Annotated in this window: 24 protein-coding genes; 8 read left to right on the top strand and 16 right to left on the bottom strand. The window is 45.2% G+C overall.

Annotated elements, in window-relative coordinates:
• Positions 1 to 88 precede the first annotated feature (88 nt).
• The 5 genes from B0W44_RS07790 to istA all read right to left on the bottom strand — a co-directional run bounded on the left by B0W44_RS07790 (position 89) and on the right by istA (position 6,154).
• Positions 89 to 1,591 (bottom strand): multicopper oxidase family protein, encoded by a 1,503-nt coding sequence (locus tag B0W44_RS07790; protein WP_077719573.1) that lies wholly within the window; start codon positions 1,589 to 1,591, stop codon positions 89 to 91.
• A 343-nt stretch (positions 1,592 to 1,934) separates the two neighbouring features.
• Positions 1,935 to 2,537 carry a YdhK family protein gene (locus B0W44_RS07785; protein WP_418304079.1) on the bottom strand — a complete coding sequence of 201 codons (603 nt, stop codon included), beginning with the start codon at positions 2,535 to 2,537 and terminating at the stop codon, positions 1,935 to 1,937.
• Positions 2,538 to 2,945: 408 nt separating this feature from the next.
• Complete coding sequence (locus B0W44_RS07780) at positions 2,946 to 4,229, bottom strand: IS110 family RNA-guided transposase (RefSeq protein ID WP_077719571.1); 1,284 nt, start codon at positions 4,227 to 4,229, stop codon at positions 2,946 to 2,948.
• Positions 4,230 to 4,346: 117 nt separating this feature from the next.
• Complete coding sequence (locus B0W44_RS07775; protein ID WP_077719570.1) at positions 4,347 to 4,916, bottom strand: ATP-binding protein; 570 nt, start codon at positions 4,914 to 4,916, stop codon at positions 4,347 to 4,349.
• Positions 4,913 to 6,154 (bottom strand): IS21 family transposase, encoded by a 1,242-nt coding sequence (gene istA / locus B0W44_RS07770; protein ID WP_077719569.1) that lies wholly within the window; start codon positions 6,152 to 6,154, stop codon positions 4,913 to 4,915. The genes B0W44_RS07775 and istA overlap by 4 nt, the downstream gene beginning before the upstream one ends.
• A 197-nt stretch (positions 6,155 to 6,351) precedes the next feature.
• Here istA and B0W44_RS07765 point away from each other — a divergent pair, with 197 nt between their 5' ends.
• Positions 6,352 to 7,674: an IS1380 family transposase gene (locus B0W44_RS07765; protein WP_077719568.1), complete on the top strand. Its 1,323-nt coding sequence runs from the start codon at positions 6,352 to 6,354 to the stop codon at positions 7,672 to 7,674.
• Between the two features lie 208 nt (positions 7,675 to 7,882).
• Here the strand turns inward: B0W44_RS07765 and B0W44_RS07760 are convergent, their stop codons facing one another.
• Together B0W44_RS07760 and B0W44_RS07755 are read right to left on the bottom strand one after the other, a co-directional pair.
• Entirely contained in the window at positions 7,883 to 8,197 is a 315-nt protein-coding gene (locus B0W44_RS07760) for a DUF4158 domain-containing protein (RefSeq protein ID WP_077719567.1), read from the bottom strand.
• 27 nt (positions 8,198 to 8,224) lie between these two features.
• Positions 8,225 to 9,166, bottom strand: a complete 942-nt coding sequence (locus B0W44_RS07755) for a tyrosine-type recombinase/integrase (RefSeq protein ID WP_169835476.1) — start codon at positions 9,164 to 9,166, stop codon at positions 8,225 to 8,227.
• 276 nt (positions 9,167 to 9,442) lie between these two features.
• Between B0W44_RS07755 and B0W44_RS07750 the strand changes: the two genes are divergently transcribed.
• The 5 genes from B0W44_RS07750 to B0W44_RS07730 all read left to right on the top strand — a co-directional run bounded on the left by B0W44_RS07750 (position 9,443) and on the right by B0W44_RS07730 (position 13,706).
• Positions 9,443 to 9,820 carry an ArsR/SmtB family transcription factor gene (locus B0W44_RS07750; RefSeq protein ID WP_022738247.1) on the top strand — a complete coding sequence of 126 codons (378 nt, stop codon included), beginning with the start codon at positions 9,443 to 9,445 and terminating at the stop codon, positions 9,818 to 9,820.
• The gene (locus B0W44_RS07745; RefSeq protein WP_077719565.1) at positions 9,801 to 11,930 is read left to right on the top strand and encodes a heavy metal translocating P-type ATPase; all 2,130 of its coding nucleotides are present in this window, start codon (positions 9,801 to 9,803) and stop codon (positions 11,928 to 11,930) included. The genes B0W44_RS07750 and B0W44_RS07745 overlap by 20 nt, the downstream gene beginning before the upstream one ends.
• 107 nt (positions 11,931 to 12,037) lie before the next feature.
• A complete protein-coding gene (locus B0W44_RS07740) occupies positions 12,038 to 12,493 on the top strand; it encodes a hypothetical protein (RefSeq protein ID WP_022738244.1) in 456 nt (151 codons plus the stop codon).
• Positions 12,484 to 12,774, top strand: a complete 291-nt coding sequence (locus tag B0W44_RS07735) for a hypothetical protein (RefSeq protein ID WP_022738242.1) — start codon at positions 12,484 to 12,486, stop codon at positions 12,772 to 12,774. The genes B0W44_RS07740 and B0W44_RS07735 overlap by 10 nt, the downstream gene beginning before the upstream one ends.
• A 62-nt stretch (positions 12,775 to 12,836) precedes the next feature.
• Positions 12,837 to 13,706 carry an IS1380 family transposase gene (locus B0W44_RS07730; RefSeq protein WP_077719564.1) on the top strand — a complete coding sequence of 290 codons (870 nt, stop codon included), beginning with the start codon at positions 12,837 to 12,839 and terminating at the stop codon, positions 13,704 to 13,706.
• A 235-nt stretch (positions 13,707 to 13,941) separates the two neighbouring features.
• On the opposite strand, the gene B0W44_RS19200 is transcribed toward B0W44_RS07730, so the two are convergent.
• Positions 13,942 to 14,178: a helix-turn-helix domain-containing protein gene (locus tag B0W44_RS19200; protein WP_169835475.1), complete on the bottom strand. Its 237-nt coding sequence runs from the start codon at positions 14,176 to 14,178 to the stop codon at positions 13,942 to 13,944.
• A gap of 31 nt (positions 14,179 to 14,209) precedes the next feature.
• On the opposite strand from B0W44_RS19200, the gene B0W44_RS18080 reads away from it, so the two are divergent.
• Positions 14,210 to 14,413, top strand: coding sequence for a hypothetical protein (locus B0W44_RS18080; RefSeq protein WP_169835341.1), 204 nt, complete (start codon positions 14,210 to 14,212; stop codon positions 14,411 to 14,413).
• 123 nt (positions 14,414 to 14,536) lie between these two features.
• Here the strand turns inward: B0W44_RS18080 and dnaN are convergent, their stop codons facing one another.
• From dnaN to B0W44_RS07700, 5 genes are all read right to left on the bottom strand, one after another.
• Complete coding sequence (gene dnaN / locus B0W44_RS07720) at positions 14,537 to 15,655, bottom strand: DNA polymerase III subunit beta (protein ID WP_077719562.1); 1,119 nt, start codon at positions 15,653 to 15,655, stop codon at positions 14,537 to 14,539.
• 103 nt (positions 15,656 to 15,758) lie between these two features.
• Positions 15,759 to 16,580, bottom strand: coding sequence for a hypothetical protein (locus B0W44_RS07715; protein ID WP_077719561.1), 822 nt, complete (start codon positions 16,578 to 16,580; stop codon positions 15,759 to 15,761).
• A gap of 91 nt (positions 16,581 to 16,671) precedes the next feature.
• On the bottom strand, positions 16,672 to 19,770 hold the full coding sequence (locus B0W44_RS07710; protein WP_077719560.1) for a DEAD/DEAH box helicase family protein: 3,099 nt from the start codon (positions 19,768 to 19,770) through the stop codon (positions 16,672 to 16,674).
• 101 nt (positions 19,771 to 19,871) lie between these two features.
• Positions 19,872 to 20,903, bottom strand: coding sequence for a DUF6094 domain-containing protein (locus B0W44_RS07705; protein ID WP_077719559.1), 1,032 nt, complete (start codon positions 20,901 to 20,903; stop codon positions 19,872 to 19,874).
• On the bottom strand, positions 20,903 to 21,166 hold the full coding sequence (locus B0W44_RS07700) for a LysM peptidoglycan-binding domain-containing protein (RefSeq protein ID WP_169835474.1): 264 nt from the start codon (positions 21,164 to 21,166) through the stop codon (positions 20,903 to 20,905). The genes B0W44_RS07705 and B0W44_RS07700 overlap by 1 nt, the downstream gene beginning before the upstream one ends.
• 559 nt (positions 21,167 to 21,725) lie before the next feature.
• Between B0W44_RS07700 and B0W44_RS07695 the strand changes: the two genes are divergently transcribed.
• Positions 21,726 to 22,577, top strand: coding sequence for an ISNCY family transposase (locus B0W44_RS07695; protein ID WP_228441654.1), 852 nt, complete (start codon positions 21,726 to 21,728; stop codon positions 22,575 to 22,577).
• A 17-nt stretch (positions 22,578 to 22,594) separates the two neighbouring features.
• Here B0W44_RS07695 and B0W44_RS07690 read toward each other — a convergent pair whose 3' ends face one another.
• From B0W44_RS07690 to radC, 3 genes are all read right to left on the bottom strand, one after another.
• Positions 22,595 to 22,915 carry a hypothetical protein gene (locus tag B0W44_RS07690; protein WP_077719557.1) on the bottom strand — a complete coding sequence of 107 codons (321 nt, stop codon included), beginning with the start codon at positions 22,913 to 22,915 and terminating at the stop codon, positions 22,595 to 22,597.
• A 195-nt stretch (positions 22,916 to 23,110) separates the two neighbouring features.
• On the bottom strand, positions 23,111 to 23,434 hold the full coding sequence (locus tag B0W44_RS07685) for a hypothetical protein (RefSeq protein WP_077719556.1): 324 nt from the start codon (positions 23,432 to 23,434) through the stop codon (positions 23,111 to 23,113).
• Positions 23,435 to 23,468: 34 nt separating this feature from the next.
• A complete protein-coding gene (radC, locus tag B0W44_RS07680) occupies positions 23,469 to 24,134 on the bottom strand; it encodes a RadC family protein (RefSeq protein ID WP_077719555.1) in 666 nt (221 codons plus the stop codon).
• Between the last annotated feature and the right edge of the window lie 36 nt (positions 24,135 to 24,170).

Raw genomic sequence — 24,170 nt, 5'->3', positions numbered from 1 at the left:
ACTGGCTGTTTTAATAATGATTTACGTCATTTTTCCATTTGCTTCAATCGTAATTTTTATTGACTTCACCACATGATTAGATTCAATATTATTCCACTTTTACCTGTCCCATCATGCCATTGTCTTCGTGTTCAAGAATATGACAATGGAACATATACACACCCTTATGCTTAAATTGTATAGCTATTTTAACTGTCTCATCTGGGTGAATAGAAATACTGTCTTTCCAGCCCCGTTCATTTTCCGGTGGTTCTTCTCCATTTCTGGAAAGTATTTTAAATTGAGCGCCGTGAATGTGGAACGGATGTATCATTCCGCCCATCTCGTCCGGTTTATTGTATATTTCCCATACTTCAGTTTCCCCTTGCTGTTGTGTGAAATCAATTCTTTCTGGGTCAAATTTCTTTCCATTTATCGTAACCTGGTCCATCATCCCAAAGAGTTCCAACTTTTTTGTAACTGGCAAGCTCTTCTCTTCTTCAGTAATTGAAAAATTATTCATTTCACCTGGAATCTCGCTAACCTTTCCATTCTGATCAGAAACCTCAAATGGTAAAAGAATAGATCCATCCTCATTTATTAACGCCAACTCATTTTCTGTATCAAGCTGTGAAAAGTCTATAACTATCTCTGCTCGTTCAGATGGGGTCAGTGTAATTTCTTTTAGTGTTACCGGTTTATTTAAGAACCCCCCATCCGTTGCGATTTGAACAAAGGAATCTCCAGTATTCAATTTAAATGTGTAATTTCTTGCATTAGATCCATTTAATAAACGGAGACGTACTTTCTCTTTGTTTACAGCCAACTTCGGATTCAACGTTCCATTGATCAATAATGTATCGCCGATTGTTCCGTCATCATTCATTGCAGCGCTGAAATTCAATTGTTTCTTATCATCAAATGTTCTATCTTGAAAAATCAAGGGAATATCATTTTTCCCATACTCATTTGGCAATCCAAGACTCTTTGAATTATCATCTTCGATATAAATCAATCCCGCGAGTCCATTATATACCTGTTCAGCGGTTTTTCCTTCTGGATGGGGATGGAACCATAGCGTTGACGCTTCTTGTTCCACTTTAAACTCGATCACCTTTTCTTCTCCGGGTTTTAGGGATTCATGTGGTCCACCATCTGCGCTCCCCGCTACTTCCAGCCCGTGCCAATGAAAAGTTGTCTCCTCATCTAGTTCATTGACCGTTTTAATTTTAACAGTATCACCTTTCTCTAAACGAATCATCGGTCCTAAAAACGACCCGTTGTATCCATATGTTACCGTTTCAGTTCCATCGAATATTTCCGTTTTTCCTTTTTGTGCCCGAACAGTGTACACGGACCCTTTTTCATCATCATGTTCTAGCACGGAAGGGATTTTCAATTCATTTTCCCCGGTAGAGTCGTTTAAACTTACCACCTCATCATGACTCATATGTTCATTTTCCATCTCGTCTTGATTCATAGTAGAATGATCCATTTCTTCATTCATATTAGAATGATCTACTTCTTCGACAGACTGTGAGCTATTACTACTGCACCCGCTAATGACTAGTAAACTAATCATAAATGCGGTGATCTTAGTTTTTATTCCCATCAATTATTTCCCTCTTCTCTAGATGATTCTCTTGTAGATTAACAAAAAAATATGAAGAATTTATGCATTTAAATTGAAAAAACATAGTTGTTTTGAAACTTTTATGGGGACCCTAAGGAAAAGATGTTTATATGGTGGGGAATTTGCCCTTGATCAGACCTTTTTGTCGTCCTGAGCTAACCGTGTTTACATAGATGAATCTCTTGTTAAATAGGAAAGTAGACGATACAAGAAAAAGTAACCTTCCAATCATAGATGTGAAAGGTTACTTTTTCTTGTTTTTCCAAAATATTCATTTGGTCTCCAGATTAATCACTGTCTATTGAGTCATTTGTTTAAATTGTCATTCAGCTGAAAGTTCATTTTCAGTTACCCATTTATGGTTCTTCACTTCCTGATCGCTGTCTTTTGGCGTGAAGTCGACCATATAAACAGTTGTCTGTTCGGCGGAGTCAATCGTTGCGGTAGCTCCGTCCATGCCTTCCATATGGTCAGCATTCATTGTTACTTCTGTTCCCGGTTCAAGGGGGGCTTCTCCCGGATCAACTAGCTCCTCATGGATGACCCATTTATGGTTTTCCACTGGTTCACCGCCGGTAGTCGGAGTATAGGTGACTGCATAGGCAGTCGTATCAAAGGCTCCACTAATTGTTGCCTCCACACCGTTCATGCCGGGCATATGATCAGCGTGCATCATTGCTGTACTCCCGACAGGGAATTTAGGATCTTCAGCTTCCTGAAGTCCTTCCGGGACCTCTCCGGAACTACTATGCATCTCATGCATATTATGCTCTTCTTCTTGGGCCTTTTGCTCAGTGTTTTCTTCCACTTTGGAGTCCTGTTGTGTTTGATCCTCTGTTTCTCCTCCGCTTTGGCAACCAGCCAATAAGAGTGTAAGAATCCCTGATGCTATCATCATTTTACTTTTAAATAATGCCATGTTCATCCTCCCTCTTGAAATAAATAATTTTCTTTAACATGCTCGTTCATTCTCAAATTTTCATAGGAACTTATTTCGAAGCTTTTTCATGGCTTTTACCAGAAAGTCCTCTTTTCGGAATATTCCGATAGAGTGAAGAGTAATGCCCTAAAACTCCTGTAATGGAATTTTCAAAATTATTTATGATCGCGCATCTCTTCTCCACTCAGCTCATGGTCGCTTACCCTCCCATGGCTCACGGGATTTTCTCCTCACATTCCTTCGTCCGGCATATCCATGAGGTGGAGGCCGACTTTGCTCCTTTACGGGGTCTGGGCCCTGATGGTGAAAATATGGTTCGGCTCTGCGCTTCGATTGTGTTCCCACCGTCCTTGAGTGTCAAACGAAAGGTTGCCTACTCCCTAACTTTTTCTTTTAAGCTGCTTCCTGTATGGAAAACTGAGGCATGTCTCGCAGCATTTTCTCGCCGTCAAACCGGTATCGTTTCTTGGCCATTGCAAAAAACACGCGGATGAGTTTACAACTCAGGGCAATGAGCGATTCTTGTTTCTTAAGCGGGTGTTCTTGCCGCGTTGTATAGTATTCGTGCAAGGCTTTAAAGGCCGCATTATGCACAACGAGCGGACGAACCACGAGATATAAGGCTTTGCGCAGTCGCCTGCGTCCACGCTTGGTGATGTGGGTCTGACCTTTGCATTTCCCCGATTGGTGTACGGTTAAGCTCAGCCCGGCAAGGCGTTGGATCTGGCGTGGATGTTCATAGTGGGCGATGTCTCCAACCTCGCCGAAAAAGGTGGCCACGGTCAAAACGTTAACGCCCTTCATGGCGATCATCTCTTCAGTTCCTGGAATCACTTTGACCAGCTGCTCCATCTCTTCATCGATGCTTGCGATGCTTTCTTGAAGATGCTCGTATTGTTTGAGCAAACTTTGCAGGGCACGTTTGGCCATCCGCGTTCCGACGGTTAATCCGATGGAACGCTCAGCTGCTTGCCGCAGTGTATGGGCCCGTTTGATTCCGATGCCTCGCTGGGCGACCTGTTTCCACTCCCTCACCAGGTCTTCTGCCGATATGGCAGTGATCTCTGCCGGCAATGGGAAATGGCTCAGGGTGTACCAAGCGGCTTTGCCATCCCAATCTTTAAACACTCTCCGGAATTCCGGAAAATAACGATCGAGCCAGTTGTCAATCCGACCGGTGATGATCTGCAAATCTTTCGACAGCTGATCGCGAATTTTAAGGCCTTCCCGCAGTTCGGCATATACACCCTCTTGCAGGTTCGGTACGGCGTATCGGCCGTCTGTGATCAATTGGGCGATGACGTGGGCGTCTTTTGTATCTGTTTTAGATGGCGAATTGTCATCGAGCTCCTTCGCTTTTTTCACATGCATCGGATTGACGACGACAAACGGGATTTCTTTCGCCTTGGCGAAATAGGCGAGATTGAACCAATAGTGTCCGGTCGGTTCACAACCGAGGATCACATGTGTTTTTTCATATGCCTGTTGCTTCTCGGACACCCAAGCTAATAATCGCTCAAAGCCCGTTATGTTGTTTTCAAAAACCAATCGCTTACCAAACTCATACCCTCGGTCATCGACTGCTCGGGCGACGTGCTTTTCTTTCGCAATGTCAATCCCTACAACTAATGTCTCCGGTGTGATTTGCTTCAATTTCTTATTCCGGTTATAATTCACTTCGAATCCTCCTTGGGTTTTGAATTTAGGAGTCGATGTCATCGACATCCCGTACTATACCAAGGAGGCTCTTTTTTGTTAAACCTCAATTTTCTTCATTACAGGAATGCTCCCTCTCTAGCGTTCGGATATGATTTGAAAAAAGAAGTGGGCCGCTGTTTCATCCATCCGACGGTAACCCATTTCGTCGATGATCAATAGATCCGGCTTGGTATATACCTGTAACTTCTTGTGGATTTGGTTGCGATGGTGCGCCTCTTCCAACACCTGGATCATGTCATGAGCCGTGGTGAAGTAGACGGTATGACGCGCTTTAATTGCTTCAAGACCGATCGCTACCGCTAGGTGGGTCTTTCCAACACCCGGCGGGCCGAGAAACACGAGGTTCTCTTGATGGCCCATAAACCGTAAGGTAGCGAGTTCCCGCACCCTTTTTTCGTCAATCGAGGGCTGAAAGGAAAACTCAAAGTCCTCAAGGGTTTTATGAAACGGGAGGCGGGCAAGGCGTTTCCTTGTTTGGATGAGTCGATCCTGTTTCGCCATTAATTCTTCCTGTATGAGATTGTCAAGGAACTCGGTATACGCTATATTGTGCTTGGCGGCTTCTTCAGCGTGTTGGTGGAGGATTTCCGGAATTCTCACCCAACCCAGTTGTTTGAACGCCGCTTGCAGGCGATCCTCATTCATGACAGGATCGCCGCCTCTTCCGCGAACTGATCGTAATCTTCAAGGGATCGTTCGCTCACTTCCGGCACCGGTGACGACACAAGGCGCGGTTGGTATTCGGCAGGCCGCCTTGTGGGATGTTGCCGGAGCCCTTTTATATGTTCAAGATGGAAGACGACTTGATGGCGGCCGCTCGCTTTCATGTGCTCCGCGATGAGTGTCCCACCTGCGTAAATCCGGATCCAGCCGTTTTTGTCATCTTGAAGAGACACGGTTTGCCCGACCCATTCAAACGGAACGGAATAACGATTCGCCTGGTACGAGACTAAACTGTCGGCGCTCACTTTGCGGCGATGGCGTTCGACGGTTTCAAACGGCACGAAGTTAAAACGTTTCAGTCCCTCTTTGCGCCAACGTTCCAGCGGGACTTCATGGGTCGTGCCGTGCACCCGCACGTTTGCCACGGTATCCATCCAGCGCCGTGCCTGTAGGTTCAGGTCGTGAAGGCCCTCGAATTCCCGCACACGCGGCCAGAAGTTGTGTTTGACGTATTTCACGCCGTTTTCCACTTTCCCTTTTGTTCGGGCGCGGTAAGGTTGACAGCGTTTGAGGATGAAGCCGTGATGTGCGGCAAAGGCCGCAAACCGCTCGTTCCAAATGACTCCCCCGTTCTCATCCTGACCGGTCACCACCGTTTTCATGTTGTCGTACAGAACCGTTCGTGTGATCCCGTTAAAATACTGCATCGCGCGTAGATGGCAACCCATGAGGGTTTCCAGTTTCTCGTCTTCCGTAAATTCGACGTATAGCATCCGCGAGTAGCACAGGACCATGGTAAAGATGTACAACCGTTTTTTTCGGCCGTTCCAGTCGACGCTGACACGCCCCCAATCCACTTGGGCTTGTTCGCCGGGCGGTGTTTCAAAGCGAACGGTGGCCTTTTCCCCGATGACCGGGCGAAGCGGGCGCATGAAGTCTCGTAGCAAGGTCGCGCCACCTGTGTAACCATTGGCGCGGATTTCATCGAGAATTACGGCACCGTTCAGGCATCCCTCCTCCATCCGCTGACGAATGTAGTCTTTGTACGGATCCAACTTACTTGGCTGTTTCTTTATTCGGTGATAGCTCCGTGGGGCATCTTCCTCCAGCCAGCGCCGAATTGTTTTGCGATCGCGCCCCAGTTCATTAGCGATTTGGGTAATGTTCATCCCCTTTTGCTTCATGTCTTTGATCATAAAAAACTCCCCATTCTTGATCATGGACGTTTCTCTCCTCCCGGAGAGATTGTCCGTTTTTGGTGGGGAATTTTCAACTGTTACTATTGGGGATTTTACCACCGTTATTTACAATTAAAAGCATTCCACCTTTTCACCCAATGGGTGAAAAATAGAAATGGAGCCCAACCTTTGGTATTGTAAAAGTGACCAAAACCAATACAAACCAAGGAGGCTCCCTTATGCATAGTGTAAACGAGCAGACCATGCATTTCAACAAAAGTGTGAAAGTCAATTTTGAAGGTGGAAACCTGACCTCAGATGCCGGTTGGTTACTGTATAAAGAATTTGATGAAAAAATCGGGCTCAGTCAAGCGATCACGGATCACCTCAATGTGAATGATCCAAACAGTCATCACATCCATTTTAACGATGACGTCATCATCCAAAAGATCTATCAGCACATTGCCGGGTATCATGCGGATGATCATGCCGATGAATTACGTCATGAACCTGTGTTGACCACCATTTTGGGTAAAGAAGTCCTGGCTTCTCAACCGACCATTTCCCGGCTAAATCAGAAATTGGATAAGGAAACGATGAAGCAGTTGCAATCGGTCAATTCACTGATGCAAAAACGAGTCGATATCATCCAACCCAAGGAAAACATCATGATGGATCTGGACTCGACCAACTTGGCCACCTATGGTGAACAGCATGGATCCGCCTTTAACACGCATTATCAAGCCCAGGGTTACCATCCCCTGATGATGTTTGATGGACTGACTGGAGATTGTCTCAAAGCAGAACTGCGCGCTGGTCATGTGTACACATCCCGGCAAGTCGTCCGCTTTGTCGGCCCTGAAATCAAGCGATATCGGAAGCAAAGTCCATGGGCAACGCTATGCATACGCGGGGACAGCGGTTTTGCCATCCCGGCTCTCTATCAATTGGCGGAAACACATGATGTCCACTATGTGATCCGTTTAAAAGCAAACAACGTGTTGAAACAAAAAGCACAGCCATTTGAAGATGAACTCTGGAAACGGTTTGATCTGAACACGACAGAAGCCAAGGTGTTTTACACATCATTTGACTACCAGGCACGTGCTTGGGATAAGCCGCGTCGTGTGGTGGTCAAGATGGAGAAACCGGAAGGTGAGCTTTTCTTCACCTACACCTTCATCGTGACCAACATGGGGCTCTCACCCAAAAACATCGTCAAGCTTTATGCGAACCGTGGCACGATGGAAAACTTTATCAAAGAAGCCAAGAACGGCTTTGCTTTCGATCAGATGAGCAGTCCATCGTTTTACAGCAACGCCACAAAGCTGCAACTCATGGTGCTCGCCTATAACTTCAACAACTGGTTTCGTCGACTGTGTCTACCTAGAACGATGAACAAAAATCGTATCGACAACATCCGTTTGAAGTTGCTTAAGATCGCGGGAAAGCTGGTTCGTTCAGGCAGATATCTGACATTTAAACTGTGCAGCAGTTGTCTGTATCAAAAGGCTTATTGGCAGACTTTACGAACCATCCATCACCTCCCACGGTTTGGTTGAATGAGATGATATTAGAAAAGTCAATCTCATAGCATTCACATTGACCACAGGATCAGTATGCCCTTTTACAGCCGATTATGAAAGCTAGCGTATGACTTCCTGCTGTTTTTCCAGTAGATTAGGTAATATATTTGAGAAAACATCTAGGGAAACCAAAAACTTACAAAAATCAGGCTTGAAACTGGTTTTTAAAACATTTGAGACGCGGTTATGAATAATTCAGGTTTTCTCTTTGGCCGTATTTGGAAAAAACGCTTGAATCCACTTGAAGTTGGCGAGCAACGTACTCAATCACTTTGTCTGGAATTACTTTGATGTTGGGGAGTGACCAACCTAAATGACGGAGGACACAAATTTGAATAGCTGTTCCAAGCCGGTTAACGTCTCTTCTTCTACTCTTAATAAACATTAAATCCTGTGAGGTAAGCGTATAATAAATGCCTAAATCTCTTTCATCAATGTCCATAGGAACCTGCATCAATTCAAGTCTTTGCTCAGGTGTTAGAAGTTCCTTTCCTCTCAATGTTTCCTTCTCTCCTTCTAGGATGGATTAATCCCAACTAATCATTTCCATTGCATCAGCTTTTTCTTCTTCTCCAGGTTTGATATAACGTAAAGTCATATCAATATTAGGCGTACCATCTGCTTTCAAATGACCAGCGATCTCCGCAACGGTTGAAAGAGGGACTCCAGCCTTTACAAGATTGTGTAAACAGGTATGCCGTAATGCATGACAAGTGAGATTTGACATATTGAGTCGTTTGGCGTAATTTTCGACGATATACTGAACCGCCCTAGTGGTCACTTGACCTGACCGTTGTGAATCAAAGAGATATCCACTTTTTAAGCTACCTTCATACTCGTTTAAATATTGTGTCAATAATTTGCGGATGGATTTGTTTAGGTCTACTTTGCGCTGCTTGTTGTCTTTTCCATATAAGTAAACCCAGCCAGATCTCTCATTGATTTGAATGTCGACCAATTTAATATTGCATAATTCTTCTACTCGCGCGCTGGTGAAATACATCAGTGCGATCATGGCATATTCACGAATCACTTTCCGATACTGTTTCGGATTGCCTAGGAGTAACCGTAATTCTGCAAATAATTTGCGCTCCTGTTGTTCTGTGATCCATTTTGTCTTTAATCGATCCTCTGGGATATACTTGATTTCCTGGGCTGGATTATCTGGAACCAGCTTATTTGCTAACATCCATGAGAAGCACTGCTTTAAATGACGAATGGTAAGGTTGATAGTTCCTGCTTTTAATTTCAGATCTTTTCCTGCTGTTTTTTTGAACAGTTGGATATGTTTTTGAAACGCCTTTTGCAAGGCAGTCAGCCCTCCATCTGCCATTTCGTGAGCCTCTTTCTGTTCCAACCAAGCAACGAAACGGTTGATGGATGATCTATAAGTTGCGACAGTCGATTTACTCAATCCTTTCTTCTCCAAATAGGCATAATAATCGGTCAGTGTGATTTGTTTGCTCATTCTACAAGCACCCTCCATCCACTCATGTAGAACATGACGAGATTCAATGCAGTTAAATATCCCAAAAAACAGCGTTGGATATCTTCATCATACCGAAACTCGTCATATTCTGATAGCGAACATGATGAGTATTCTGAGCTATCTAGATCCCTCCTAGAGTTTGGTATAAACCTAAGTGCCTTAGGAAACAATCAAATAATGATTTGACTATGATATTATCATTCGATTACACTATAATCAAATAAATATTTGATTGTTAGAGTGAGGTGTCTATCATTGAGTGAAGAACGCTGTGAAATATATTGTTATGACGAAGAAAAGGTCAAGCGAGTTCAAACTTCCTTAGAAACGGTTGATCCTGTAGATACAGCCCAACTGTTTAAAGCACTCGCAGATCCAACTCGTTTAAAAATTGCATATGCCTTAGTACAAGAGGATGAGCTTTGTGTCTGTGACGTAGCGAATATCATTGATTCCACGTTGGCTACGGCTTCCCATCATTTACGTTTGCTACGAAATATGGGATTGGCAAAGTATCGGAAAGAAGGGAAATTAGTCTTTTATTCCCTTGATGATGATCATGTAAGGCAATTTGTTCAGTTGGCGTTTGAACATCAGAAGGAGATGACTAGCAATGGAGCAAGCACAAGATAAAAAAGTATATCGGGTTCAAGGTTTTACTTGTGCGAACTGTGCAGCGCAGTTTGAGAAAAACGTAAAAGACATACCCGGTGTGACAGATGCAAAGGTCAACTTTGGAGCCTCTAAAATCTCGGTATATGGGGCTGAACCCACGATTGAGCAATTAGAGAAAGCAGGGTCTTTTGAGAATCTGAAAGTCGTTCCTGAGAATCAAGAAATCCAAGTGGAACGTGTTCCTTTCTGGAAAAACCAAGAGAACATCCGACTCCTTTTTTCCCTTGCTTTTCTGTTAGCAGGTTGGGGAGCCAGCGAGTTTTATGGCGAAGAGGGCTTACTTACGATTCTTCTTTATGCTTCCTCGATTCTCATTGGTGGATACCGACTTTTTATCAAAGGAATCCAAAACTTATTCCGTCTCCAGTTTGATATGGGTACGTTGATGACGATTGCCATTATAGGAGCAGCGGCGATTGGTGAATGGGGAGAAGGAGCCACCGTTGTCATCCTGTTTGCCATTAGTGAAGCCTTAGAACGATATTCGATGGACAAAGCCCGTCAATCCATTCGCTCTCTGATGGACATTGCTCCTAAACAAGCTCTGATCCGACGTGGAGACGAAGAATTAACGGTTCCAGTGGACGAGATTCAAATTGGGGATATCATGATCGTCAAGCCTGGGCAGAAGTTAGCTATGGATGGGGTTGTGGTGAAAGGAACCTCTTCCATCAATCAGGCAGCCATTACAGGTGAGTCGATCCCCGTTGCCAAAACAGTTGATGATGAGGTTTTTGCCGGAACGTTGAATGAAGAAGGTCTATTGGAAGTGAAAGTAACGAAGCGGGTTGAGGATACTACGATCGCAAAGATCATTCATTTGGTTGAAGAAGCACAAGCGGAACGGGCTCCTTCTCAAGCGTTTGTGGATCGATTTGCGAAAATCTATACTCCTGCGATCTTAGTGGCTGGTTTGCTACTAGCGGTTGTCCCGCCTCTTCTCTTCAATGCAGATTGGAGTGATTGGATTTATCGTGGGCTAGCTCTGCTAGTGGTTGGATGTCCTTGTGCCTTAGTCATTTCAACACCTGTTTCGATTGTGACAGCGATTGGAAATGCGGCTCGAAATGGAGTTCTCATTAAAGGTGGGATTCATTTAGAAGAGGCAGGAGCACTCTCTGCCATCGCCTTCGATAAGACAGGAACCTTAACGAAAGGTGTCCCTGCGGTAACAGACATCGTGGCATTTGTGAAAGAAAAAGAGGATGAATACTTAGCGATTACAGCTGCCATCGAGAAAAACTCCCAACATCCTCTTGCTTCCGCGATTGTTCGAAAAGCAGAAGAAAAAGGAATGGATATTCAATCATTGGCAGTAGAAGACTTTACCTCCATTACGGGTAAAGGGGTTCAAGCCAAAGTCCAAGGAACCCTTTATTATGTGGGAAGTCCAGCTTTGTTCAATGAGTTATTACCTAACGGGTTGTCTGAGGATCAGTCTGACTTGATTCTTCAACTCCAAACTCAAGGAAAAACGGTCATGGTTTTGGGAACTGAAATGGAGGCTCTTGCTCTGATTGCGGTGGCAGATGAAGTTCGTGAAAGCAGTAAAGACGTGATTCAACAACTTCACCAATTAGGAATTAAGAAAACCGTGATGTTGACGGGTGATAACGAAGCAACTGCAAAGGCGATTGGGGAGCGTTTAGGAGTCGGAGAAATTCAAGCTGATCTTCTTCCGCATCAAAAGTTAGAGTTTATCAAGCAACTTCGCTCAGATGGTTCCAGAGTTGCGATGGTCGGTGACGGAGTCAATGATGCTCCAGCTCTCGCATCATCAACCGTAGGAATTGCCATGGGTGGAGCTGGTACAGACACTGCCTTGGAAACAGCGGATATCGCTCTCATGGCAGATGATCTACGAAAACTACCATTTACCATCAAATTAAGCCGTCAAGCGCTACGCATTATTAAGCAAAACATTACATTCTCTTTAGCGATTAAAGCAGTAGCCCTATTACTCATTGTTCCAGGGTGGCTCACTCTCTGGATGGCGATCTTCGCTGATATGGGAGCGACCTTGATTGTAACCTTAAATGGACTGAGATTGTTAAAGGTGAAGGAGTAAAACTGAAAACAGCCGATTTCCAGAAATAAAAGGCAATCGGCTGTTTTCACCCTCAGATCACTTACTGACAATGGAGTTTTAACAGAAGAGAGATGGAGGATACCACGATGGAGAATCTTACACCGTTGAAAACGGCTATAGATATCTGGAGGATGAAGAGTGGCAAACCAGAAGACATTCTTTCCCGACAACAATCTCGTTTGGCTGACCTCATCCGTTTTGCGAGATTGAACTCCCGATATTATGCAAAAAAATACAGAGAGTTACCAGAAAACATCACCAACTTACAGCAAACCCCTACCGTCACCAAATCAGAACTCATGGCCCATTTTAATGAATGGGTGACGGACCCGGCTGTAACCATAGAAAGTGTAAAAGAATTCGTGTCAGATATGTCGTTAATCGGACAGCTTTATTTAGGACGCTATATGGTTTCGACCACTTCGGGGTCAACTGGAGTGCCTGGGATCTTTATTCAAGATAAAGGTTCAGATACGATTATGAAAATATTGATGGCTATTCGCGGAACAACAAAATTGAAATGGAGTGACTTGTGGAAATAGGGGTTAAAGGCGGACGAAATGCGGCAGTATGTTCGACAGCGGGACATTTCACAGCATACAGCACGGCTGAACGCATGCGCTTAAAACAGCCTTCAAATGAGAAAATCAGAGTTTTTTCGATTCAATCCCCTCTTTCCACACTGGTCAAAGAACTGAATGAATACCAACCGACTGTGATGGGAGGTTATCCAACCGTGATGGATATATTAGCAGAAGAACAAAAAGCAGGTCGGTTGAATATTCATCCCGTGGCGATCCTTTGTGGTGGAGAACAGTTATAGGGATTTTATATTACTTGATCGCTTAGCGGGGAAAATCCGCGTTTTGACGGCGGAACCCCAACTTGGCCACCTATGGTGAACAGCATGGATCCGCCTTTAACACGCATTATCAAGCCCAGGGTTACCATCCCCTGATGATGTTTGATGGACTGACTGGAGATTGTCTCAAAGCAGAACTGCGCGCTGGTCATGTGTACACATCCCGGCAAGTCGTCCGCTTTGTCGGCCCTGAAATCAAGCGATATCGGAAGCAAAGTCCATGGGCAACGCTATGCATACGCGGGGACAGCGGTTTTGCCATCCCGGCTCTCTATCAATTGGCGGAAACACATGATGTCCACTATGTGATCCGTTTAAAAGCAAACAACGTGTTGAAACAAAAAGCACAGCCATTTGAAGATGAACTCTGGAAACGGTTTGATCTGAACACGACAGAAGCCAAGGTGTTTTACACATCATTTGACTACCAGGCACGTGCTTGGGATAAGCCACGTCGTGTGGTGGTCAAGATGGAGAAACCGGAAGGTGAGCTTTTCTTCACCTACACCTTCATCGTGACCAACATGGGGCTCTCACCCAAAAACATCGTCAAGCTTTATGCGAACCGTGGCACGATGGAAAACTTTATCAAAGAAGCCAAGAACGGCTTTGCTTTCGATCAGATGAGCAGTCCATCGTTTTACAGCAACGCCACAAAGCTGCAACTCATGGTGCTCGCCTATAACTTCAACAACTGGTTTCGTCGACTGTGTCTACCTAGAACGATGAACAAAAATCGTATCGACAACATCCGTTTGAAGTTGCTTAAGATCGCGGGAAAGCTGGTTCGTTCAGGCAGATATCTGACATTTAAACTGTGCAGCAGTTGTCTGTATCAAAAGGCTTATTGGCAGACTTTACGAACCATCCATCACCTCCCACGGCTTGGTTGAATGAGATGATATTAGAAAAGTCAATCTCATAGCATTCACATTGACCACAGGATCAGTGTGCCCTTTTACAGCCGATTTTGAAAGTTAGCGTATGACTTCCTGCTGTTTTTCCAGTAGATTAGGTAATTATTTGAGAAAACATCTAGGGAAACCAAAAACTTACAAAAATCAGGCTTGAAACTGGTTTTTAAAACATTTGAGACGCGGTTATGAATAATTCAGGGAGAATATTGTTTTATGTATACTGTTTCTCTTCCGGTTGATCAGGAGTAATTTCTACTACATGCTCTATCCGGCAATTAAGCCCGGTACAAATACGTTCGATGACACGCAATGACACAGACTGATTGTGTGTCATGCGCGAGACGGTACTTGGATATATCTTGCATTTTTCCATTAAGTCTTTTTTAGTTAATCCTTTATGGGCCAAAGTGACCCACAGAGGTTTAAACGAAATTGCCAACCAAACCACCAACTTCTAATTTGTGTAATTTTATTATACAATGAGTTCCAAAGAGTACAAATCGGAGACGAATATATCTGGGGGGATTAAGATGTCGCTGAACAAAACGCGCGGCTTTTTGTATACGCTCGCCCGTCTTTTGGGCGATGTGAATGCTGTGAAAAAAGGCAAGATCGGAAAGAGGATTGCCCGAAGGGCAGCAGGGCGGGCAACTGGCAAGGCACTGCGAAACTTATTCAAATAGTGAAACAGCAAGATAAGCCTAGCCGTTTCTTTTTGCATATGCGGGGAAATTATTTAACTAACGGGGCGCGATTGTGTAATAAAAAAGGCAGCCGGATTAGCCAGCTGCCCCTTTTTTGCCTTTTTAGCTTGCCCTCACCGGCAAGATGAGTTGTAGTTCACCTGCTTCATTTTTTGGCATTATCGTAAATGGCGAATGCTCACCGGTAAAGCCGAAAATAACGTCTGTATCCTCTAACGCTTTTAATGCCTCAATCGCATATCCGGCGTTGAAGGAAATTTCCAGCAACTCGCCCTCAAAACCTTCAACGAATAACATTTCTTGAGCTGAACCTTTCTCTGCTTCTGCGGTTTCTAATTCGACGACATGACTAATGTCTATTTCTTTCACAGACATTTTAACAACCTTGTTAGACGTTAAAATTGAAAGGCGATCCAGAGCAGAGAGAAGTTCTGATCGGTTTAGACCTACCTTTGTTGTATAATCTTGAGGGATAACTCGATCCACATTGGGATAATTTCCCTCAAGAAGACGGGAGCGAAAAATCATTCCCTTGGTCTCAGCAACAAGCCAGTTGTCCGCCAGGGTGATTTCCACCTCATCTTGCTCGTCCACAACCCGAACGAGTTCGACGAAAGAGTCTCGGTGTACAATAGCTTCCAAGGGTTCTTTTGTTTTTTCCAACCGTTCGATCAATGACAGGCGGTGGGAATCTGTGGCAGTGAATTTTAATTTTCCTTCACCTGTCTGTACGAACACCCCTTCCAAAACCGGTCTTGTGCCAGATTTGCTTGCGGAGTGTGCAGTTTTGGCGACGAAATCTTTCAGCTTTTCACCCGTTAAAGTGAACGCTCCGCGTCCCGCATTCTTAAGAGTCTGGGATGGATATTCTTCGGGATCAATCCCATTGAGCTGAAAAGTTGCTTCCCCGGACTTGATGGTTGTGATCAAATCACCATTCGTCTGAATGGTGACATCCTCTTGCTCCAACTTCCGGACAATTTCACGAAGCAACGCCGGCAACACGATACTTCCGGTTTTTTCGATGATGACGCTGTCGTTGTCTGCCGGAATGTGAACTTCGATGGTGTGTGCCGTATTCCCGCCAACTAAGCGGATACCCTCGTCTGTCGCAGTGAATTTGATGCAGTTAAGGATTGGTATGGTATCCCCTTTCGCTACCATACGAGCCGCTTTTGCCAAAGCTTCCGCCAATACAGATTTTTGGACAGTTACAAACATGGAAACCTCTCCTTTGAAATGTTTTTTAAGAGTAAAGAGACGCACCAATCCTAAAGGGGATCAGTGCGTTTTTTTGTAAACACAAGTGTGTTTTCCCTGATTTTTAGCCAATACCTCGCAATGCTTCGACCATTCGGTTTGTCCTCCGATCGAGCATTTCAAGTTGCCTCTGCTCAGCATCCAACTTCTGCACAATAAAGGCTAAACGGATGTCCGTAACTTTTCGGAACTGATCTGTTTCGTGTTTGCGTATATAACCACGTTCAATGAAATGGTCGAGTTCCTTCATTCGTACCCGAGCATGATGTATCAGAAAATCCTCGCCATACTCTTGCAGAATCCTTTTCATATCGAATTCCGGTCGTTTCGCCTGCATGGACACTGAACCAAACTTTGTTTGGACCTTTCGACTTAACTGAAGTTCTTTGTCTTTCATCAACTTTTCCCGAATATCTTCGTAAGTCTTTTTGTAGCTCTCTACACGTTCGCTTAAATCGTAAAAAGCATTACTCAACTCACGAAGGTTTAAAGAGTAATCAACATCTTCCTTTTCCGCACGCCCGGCCTTGTTCGGGGTGAACCGAACGTACCATTCGTTGGGAAGCTGATAATCCCCTAACGCCTCCCACAATTCCGGATTGTCCTTTCTAATCCCCGTGTCTAATGTAGAAACAGGAATCAGTAATCCGTAATTTTCGTGGAGATAACGATTAAGCCCTTCATGATCTACTTCATACACGGGGATTCGTCGGTACTTAGCGACGAGGTTAATCCCCATTTGCGAAAAATCCCTTCGCATTTCATCCTCTTTCAAAAAACGTTTAAATTCGTTTCTTACAATGGATAATTCGTGTTCCGCTTGTTTCCACTCCCGATAATCTCCACTTTCGACAAATTCCTCCAAGAGTGATACAGCGTTTAACATTTGAACATATCTCCTTTATTCACTCCCCACCTAGCACTGGGGGAGTTTGATTTAACTCCCCCGCTAGGAAGGGGACGTAAACAAAGGTTATTTAGAGCGCGATGGTCATCTGCTCAACTTCTTGCACAGGTTTTCCTCTGCGTTTTATCTGTACTTTTTCAACGGTGAACTGTTCCAAGTAATCGAACAGATCAATTTGTTCCATGGCAGTCGATACGGAAGCCGGTTCTGCAGCAACTTCCACTTCTTTGGCTTCTTTCAGCTTCGCCGTATCTACAGGGATACCGCACAGCCGCTTTGTTTCAGCGGTCAATTCGGTAAAGGCTTCTTTGATCCGAGCCTTCAACTCGGATTCCTCTACCATCTCAAGTTCTTTATCGACATCCTTTTCGGCAGCGGATCTCCACTTGTCTGCTAATTCACTAGCAGCAAGACTCTTGGAAAGATCCCGTTCCAAGTGGCTCATGTCGTCTTGCGCGTATTTCGCAAGGCTATCGGAACGTTCAATACGTCCTTCCACGAGCATGGCGTTAATGCGGCGACTCATAAGACGTTGGAACTGGTTAAATTGCTGTGTCCCTCCATTGACAAGGAAGTAAACACGGCATTCTTTGGACTGCCCCAGCCGCCATCCTCGCCGCGAGGACTGCCGAATAACATTAATATCGTCGTTCAACTGGTAATACAAAATCGTTGGCCAGTTGACTATATCCAATCCGACTTGCACAAGGCTCATATTCATAATAAGAACCTTTGTACCTTTGCGCCTTTGCTCTTCCAACCACTCGAATCGTCTCAAAGGTGTTGTTTTCGTATCGAGTATTTCAGATGAAATCCCGTGACGATAAAGTACCTTTTGGACCCGTTCGTTGGTTCGGTAATAACCTGTGAAATTGGTGAAGATCAGACAACCACGACCTTCTGCCAATTCTCTCTGGACAATTTCCACCATCTTTTTATCTTTGGAAGTCAGATAATCCTCCGAGAAATCCGGAGCAGTCACCGAGCGTAAGAGCCCACCATCCCTGGCTCTGAACTCAATTTCCTGCCCCAATTGCGGCTGATCCGCATAATTCAGAGTAGCCGGATTAAACCGTGACCATGCTACCGTTCCCAATTCCTGCTGCATATCGCGACAGGTGTTATACAAATCCCGATGAAATGTTTGGTACGCCTCAGCGTGTTCTTCCTCAAGGTCTACGATGACGGGAATCTCTTTTAACTTCACTAACGGCAGTCCCAAATCACTCAACTCAATAAACACTGATTTGTGGAGTAAGTGATTCGCCGTAAGCTGTGGTGCGATCCCCGGTTTTTCCTTGATAATGACACGTTCTTTGCGTCGGTTTGTTGTCACACCGGTGACACCTTCATCATCCCGGTGTGTCACACGTTCCAAAACACCGTATTTATACGCCCATTTCTCAGCAGTGGTGGCATGTGTGAACCCTTCGTCCAACAAAGATTTAGGATCACTGCGCCATAACGTCGCTTGGATGGAGCTTGCTGCACCGTTCGTGAGCGTCCCGGTTAGAAACACGGCCTTCCGACAAGACTTTAGTATCTTGTGAAAAGCGACGCCACGTCCGCTATCGCTCGCCTTCATTTGTTGGATTTCGTCAAAAATACCAACATGGAAATGGTTAGGCAGCATTCGCTGGAAAATCTGCGCGATCATCCAACGATTTTTCATTTTATCCTCGCCGCGTTGTTTTAAGGCAGGACGTGTCAACGAACGGTTCTGCTTACCTTCCGGTGTGCAATTATTACACTGAAATCGGCGGATCTTATTGTTCCACTTTTTGACGTAACTTTTAGGCAAACCGTTTGCTTCCAAATTGCCCGTACGTCTTGCCGCCGAAAATTCAGCCTCTGTTGGTGGATTTTTTGGGTCACTGACGGCATCTCTCCATCCCGCGAATTCATCTTCTGCTTTCGCGTCCGGGGTCATGATCGGATTTCCGCAATCGGGGCAGCGCCATGTGTGATCCCGATTGTTCCATCTTGCCCCTAACACATGTCTGCTCGCCCCAAGCTTCATTCGGTCAGTTGAGACGAGGACAAACTCTATCGTGTTTTTTGGTGGCTTATGACCGTTTCTTACCTTACGAACGTAGGTCAGCGCATCTTCCGTTGTGCTCAAAACGATTGTTGTCTGCCGGTATTGTCCCAGTACTGTGGGAATTTCAGAGGTTGCCCACTTTGGGATCGTAATCGCCGGTGCGACAATAAGGACACGCAAACCGTCTTTAGCCCCACTATCCGTTCGTTGTTTCATCATGGAATAAATGACTGTTAGGGATATCTGTGTTTTACCTGTGCCCATATCTCCGACGATAAAAACGGAGTTTTGTTTTTTGAGAACGGTTAGAGCTCCCATAATCACTCTTGCTTGGGCAGGAACGCTCACCCGTTTTGTTTCTCCAATATAACGGTCAAAGTGACTTCCGTCATACTGCGGTGTCATGTACCGGTCTAAGTGACCGGCAAGGGTTTCGGCGTTTTCCCGAAGATAATTCTCGGTACTCATCCCTTTCCGGAAGACGGCTTCGCCTCCGATGCTGCTGTAGACGTTAAGCACGTTATTGTGTATCGCCTGTTGAACAGCATCTAAGACTTCCTGCTCTTCCATTGAATGGATGTGAACAGCGCGGACGTTTTGCCAATCTCTCATAAGAGGTGTTGTCTCACACCTGATTTCGGACCACTTCTCTTCCGGAAGAATGGAAAGGTACTTCGCCACCCATTCCTCCGATCGCGGTAGTCCGTAGGTGTGAGCGAGGAAACGCCCAGCAGCCTTTTCGACTTCTCCATCCGGGGCGATAATCACCCGATCCGGTTTTGGTTTTTCCTCTTGCTCCGCTTGGATGAGTTCTTGATTATACTCATCTTGTATAGCTAAGCGAGGCAAGAGAAACATATGACAGACTTTGCCGTTTATTTCCTCAACCCGTCGGTAATGACCCGTCGGTCGGTATGACTTTTCTTCACCCGTTTCATCATCAAAAACAACGAATGGTGAATGGCTATACGCCGAGGCATGTATCGCACGGCAAGCCGTTGTATTCCCGGCAATGGCCATGCCGACGATTCGTTCCTCTTCCCATTCAAACTGCTTAGGTTTAATCATGAGCATTTTGACAAACGCCTCGAATGATTTTCCATCTTCCTCTACTCGAATTTTAAGCATCAGTCGCCCCTTGCAAAGAAGATGCGAGGGGCGACCGCCCTCCCGCATTTACTTGCAATGCAAGAGGGCTTACCCTCCTTTGTTTTGGTTTTTAGAAGTCTCTATTCAAGGTCAAAAATCCCTTGTTTTGAGAACACACGGACGAGTGACTTTGGTCTAAAGGTAACGGTTTCTTTCTCCTTACCTGTTTCATTGTCCACTTCCGTGCGTTCTGTTTGCACTCTTTTAGTGACCCCAACGAGCATGTGATCCCCCATTTTTTCTGGGAGTGCACCTGCTGCAATCGCCGTCGCGTAATGCGACAATTTGAGCGGCATCGCCGGGTTTTGTGCTTTGGCATTCTCCAATTTGACGGCCTTGATCTTGTCTGTAACCTTGTTAAGAAAGTCACATTCAGACAAGGACTGGAAAATGTCATCAAGCTCGACGATTCCCGATTGAAACAACTCCACTGTCCGCATCGGCTCCGGGACTTTGTATTGCACCCCGTCCTCTTCATCAAGAACAGAAAGTGCGTTACCCGAGCTGCGCGACAGCCATACCAGCTCTTGATGAAGCGCGGTATCACACCCTGTACCAGCCTTTTTGCGATACCCGTATACAATGATCTGCTTGTATAACGGATAATTTTCGTCCGTGAACCGGTACACTTTGACATTTTCTAACCGAATGGCGATCAGTCTTGCCACATCCGCCAAAACGTACTGCGGAATGTTCAGGATAACCAACGCCCCATCGGTCAAATAACTGTCTGCTTGTGTAAGGTCACGAAAGAAAATTGTTTCACTTCGCTCCCTTCCTACTTGCATAAAAGGGGGATTGAGATAAAGAAACGAGAATGCCTTGTGGCTCATTCTCGCATCTTCATAACCACACGAAATTGTGTGGTCCAGCAGTCCTGCCGCTGCTTCCGCGCGGTTTTTTTCGATTTCAATCCCATAAGAGACGGGACCAGCACCTATTTTCAGCAAGTGATTTTGCGCTTGCCTGAGGGCTTCACCTTTTCCCGCACACGGGTCGAGTAATGTGACACGCGCACCATAGTCCGCGACGACACGTTTCAAAATGTGGGCCATTTCTTTACTCGGCGTCGGATAGTAGCCGCCTTTGCTTTCGGATTCAAGCCTCGCCATTACTCCGTTTCCTCCTTTTTTGGTACTAAAATTGTTTCTCCCGGATGAATAATAGGTGATTCGAGAGAATTCTTCTCCCGTATCCACCTCACACCTTCCCGGGGATCTCCTTCCCACCGCTCACTCGCAATGTGCCAGAGAGTATCACCCTCTTGAACGGTGTAAGGCTCTTTTTCGATAGGCGGTTTATCACTTCCCCAACCGACAATAGCGGTTAACAGGGAAATAGCAACTACCGCGATCCCAATAATCTTTAGCTTCATTTGGTGCGGCCACATAACTGCAGCCACGCCAAAGGGCATGACCACAATTATGGGCCATGCCCTCCTTTCGTTTTTTGGAAATAAAAAAAGGCGCATTAACCCCCTTTAGGGAATCAATACGCCTTTTTCGTCTTAAAATATTAAAAGCCCGTTTTAGACACAGCTATCCTAGGTGTCTTGCGGACTTTCTTTGCTAAGGATGCTACTCTAATTCTCCCCCTCACTGCTAATGCACAACGGCACCGGTGTACGGAAGAATATGCGTTTCAACACTAAACATGCTATGTTAAAACGTATTGTGTCGCCCTCGTCTGCTCAATTGGGTAAACCAACCGGGACGTACACGACCCACTGCCCTACTTACTAATCTAATTAGGTAATAGGTCATTCTAATTTTAAGCAGGACAATGCCATGTATAAGGAAACTACTATAAGGATACAACAGGAGACGTTTAGGTGCAAGGAAATTATTGACTAATTGTTGTTCGTCAGTGATATTGTCATATCGTAACGCTTCAGTGAAAATGTCCTATTATGGGAGAGAATATTTTAAAGATGGATCCAAGGTCTGATCACAGGAGGTGAAGCTGCCGAATTGCTCCGTTTAAGTTACCGCCAGGTTATCCGTCTCAAAAAAACGCGTGCTGGAGGAGGGAGAAATAGGCATCATCCACAAAAACAAAGGACGCAAACCGGCACATGCCTTTTCCGACGAGACGCGCCAAATGATTCTCTTGCGCTACACCAGAGTGATGCGTATAGAGGCTGCAATGATGTGCATTTTGCTGAATTGTTAGCCAAGAATGAAGGGATTCGGGTTAGTCCCTCCACGGTGCGGCGTATTCGCTCCGATGCCGGCATTCCACCAAAACGCAAACGGCGTCCGGCAAAGGTGCATCGCCCACGGGAACGCAAACCACAGGCAGGTATGTTAGTTCAGATGGACGGTAGCCCTCACGCTTGGTTAGAGGATCGGGCAAAACCGATGTCGCTTCTTGCCGCCATTGATGATGCGACGGGAAAGATACTCGCGGCGATATTCCGCCCACAAGAGGATACCGAAGGCTATTTCAGGCTCACACAGCAAATGATTGAGAAAGAGGGGATTCCGATGTCTGTGTATTCGGACCGCCATATGATTTTTCGTTCTCCAAACGAAAAGCAGACGATTGAAGAGGAGCTGGCAGGAGAACCTGTGCCTTTGTCGCAATTCGGGCAAGCCCTTGCAGAATTAGGCATTACGCACATCAAGGCTTTCACACCTCAAGCCAAGGGGCGTGTTGAACGGCTGTTCCAAACGCTGCAGGACCGCTGGATTCCCGAGTTGCGCTTGCGGGGTATAGACACCATTGAGACAGCCAATAAGGTGCTGCCGGAGTTGACCCAAGCACACAGACGCTTGACACGGTGAAGTTGCTGCGTTTGTTATTATCCAACCTTTCGCACTTCTTCTCCATCGCGCAACTTAAGTCCCGGAAACATCCTCAATGGTACCTTCCGAATTATTTCCGCATTCCCCTCCTCGTCAATCTGATAGTACACCATGTTTTCCTTCTTTCGATCAATGCGCCATTCGATGCCACAATCAGCACAGAGCCACATTCTACCCCCAAGGTGGGCACAATCGCCATATACCTCGTGCTTTGGGTTGTTCGGGCAAGACCGAATGATTCTGTCCGGTTTTGGTGGCAGAAAGTCGATAGGAATGGCTATCTGCTCAAATGTTTTGACATTCTGTACAACTGCCACTTTAGTCATCTCCTCTCTTTCATAGTTACATATTTATATATTATTATTACATATATATGTATTTTGTCAAGCGAAAAGGAAATGAATAATAGAAAAAAACATAAAAAAACCCACGAGCCGCATCAGCGAATCGTGGGTCCTTGGTTATATACACCTTTTATAGCTGGATGATTTTCCGGCTTTTTTTACCTACGCTTACTCAACCTTCGCTTCGACGTACAGAAGACGCCGGTTCAAGGCTTGGATAGCCAAATCGTGTTCGTTTACTTTTTCGTTAGTATTTTTAGCAATGTCTTTGACGGTTTCGTTCGTTTCAAAGATGGCCTGTTGCATCGCAGGGATGCTTTCTTGGCCCTTTTTAAGGTTTTGAAGGTCTTGTTTTAAGCTGCCAACGTCTTGTTTCAATTCTGAAACGTCTTTTTCAATTGACGGTATCTTGCTTGTCTCTTTCTCAACATTTTCTAACCGTTCATTCATTGAACGAACTTCAGTAAGAATTTGTTTTAGCATATCTTCCATTGATATCCCTCCGAAAGCTCCTACTGATAGTTTATCACAAAAGATCGTGTTCTCGAAAACTATAGAATCTTTCTTCGCCAATAATGATGTGATCCAGCAACTCGATGCCAACCACCTCACCAGCCTCTTTTAATCGTCTAGTCACATTTCGATCTTCAGCAGATGGTTGCGGATCACCGCTTGGGTGGTTGTGTAGGCAAATAATAGCAGCCGCACTTCTCCTGATTGCAGTTTTAAAAATTTCCCTTGGGTGTGCAATGGATGCATTTAAGCTACCGATAAACACCGTTTCTTGCCCGATTAGATGGTTTTTTACATCAAGGAGCAGGACGACAAAGTGTTCCTGTTTCTCATGTGCGATTTCGGATCGCACAAAGTCGGCTGCATCCTGTGGGGAACGAAGGATTGTTCGTTGCCCTCTACTTCTCACTTTGATAGTACGCCAACCCAGTTCAAAAGCAGCGTAAATACGTTCTGCTGCTGTTTTTGGGACGTATTCGCCCAATTCCTCTAAGGACATTTCTGCTAGTTCCTCGAGTCCGATTCCAGCGAGTTTTTGGCATCTTTCAGGAGTAGCCCCTTTGCCACCAATGAGAACTGCGAATAAGTCCGATAGTTCCGTTTGGTTCGCTGAGTAAAAGGACAACTGCTCTCTAACTCTATCCGTATATTTTTGGCTCATTGTTTTCCCTTTCCACATACAGGCAGTGCCGAGTGGCACGTACCTATATGTGCC

The organism is Novibacillus thermophilus, from assembly GCF_002005165.1.
Classification (GTDB): domain Bacteria; phylum Bacillota; class Bacilli; order Thermoactinomycetales; family Novibacillaceae; genus Novibacillus; species Novibacillus thermophilus.
The sequence above is the reverse complement of the archived record's forward strand: the minus strand, read 5'-3'. Positions and strand labels throughout refer to the sequence as shown.

What these genes read in the sequence shown, in the direction of transcription:
- B0W44_RS18080 (WP_169835341.1), top strand. Translation starts at nt 14,210, where the DNA reads ATGAGTTCCAAAGAGTACAAATCGGAGACGAATATATCTGGGGGGATT.
- B0W44_RS07700 (WP_169835474.1), bottom strand. Translation starts at nt 21,166, where the DNA reads ATGAAGCTAAAGATTATTGGGATCGCGGTAGTTGCTATTTCCCTGTTA.
- B0W44_RS07685 (WP_077719556.1), bottom strand. Translation starts at nt 23,434, where the DNA reads ATGGAAGATATGCTAAAACAAATTCTTACTGAAGTTCGTTCAATGAAT.
- B0W44_RS07785 (WP_418304079.1), bottom strand. Translation starts at nt 2,537, where the DNA reads ATGAACATGGCATTATTTAAAAGTAAAATGATGATAGCATCAGGGATT.
- dnaN (WP_077719562.1), bottom strand. Translation starts at nt 15,655, where the DNA reads ATGTTTGTAACTGTCCAAAAATCTGTATTGGCGGAAGCTTTGGCAAAA.
- B0W44_RS07710 (WP_077719560.1), bottom strand. Translation starts at nt 19,770, where the DNA reads ATGCTTAAAATTCGAGTAGAGGAAGATGGAAAATCATTCGAGGCGTTT.
- istA (WP_077719569.1), bottom strand. Translation starts at nt 6,154, where the DNA reads ATGATCAAGAATGGGGAGTTTTTTATGATCAAAGACATGAAGCAAAAG.
- B0W44_RS07705 (WP_077719559.1), bottom strand. Translation starts at nt 20,903, where the DNA reads ATGGCGAGGCTTGAATCCGAAAGCAAAGGCGGCTACTATCCGACGCCG.
- radC (WP_077719555.1), bottom strand. Translation starts at nt 24,134, where the DNA reads ATGTGGAAAGGGAAAACAATGAGCCAAAAATATACGGATAGAGTTAGA.
- B0W44_RS07755 (WP_169835476.1), bottom strand. Translation starts at nt 9,166, where the DNA reads ATGAGCAAACAAATCACACTGACCGATTATTATGCCTATTTGGAGAAG.
- B0W44_RS07775 (WP_077719570.1), bottom strand. Translation starts at nt 4,916, where the DNA reads ATGAATGAGGATCGCCTGCAAGCGGCGTTCAAACAACTGGGTTGGGTG.
- B0W44_RS07790 (WP_077719573.1), bottom strand. Translation starts at nt 1,591, where the DNA reads ATGGGAATAAAAACTAAGATCACCGCATTTATGATTAGTTTACTAGTC.
- B0W44_RS07715 (WP_077719561.1), bottom strand. Translation starts at nt 16,580, where the DNA reads ATGTTAAACGCTGTATCACTCTTGGAGGAATTTGTCGAAAGTGGAGAT.
- B0W44_RS07765 (WP_077719568.1), top strand. Translation starts at nt 6,352, where the DNA reads ATGCATAGTGTAAACGAGCAGACCATGCATTTCAACAAAAGTGTGAAA.
- B0W44_RS07740 (WP_022738244.1), top strand. Translation starts at nt 12,038, where the DNA reads ATGGAGAATCTTACACCGTTGAAAACGGCTATAGATATCTGGAGGATG.
- B0W44_RS07745 (WP_077719565.1), top strand. Translation starts at nt 9,801, where the DNA reads ATGGAGCAAGCACAAGATAAAAAAGTATATCGGGTTCAAGGTTTTACT.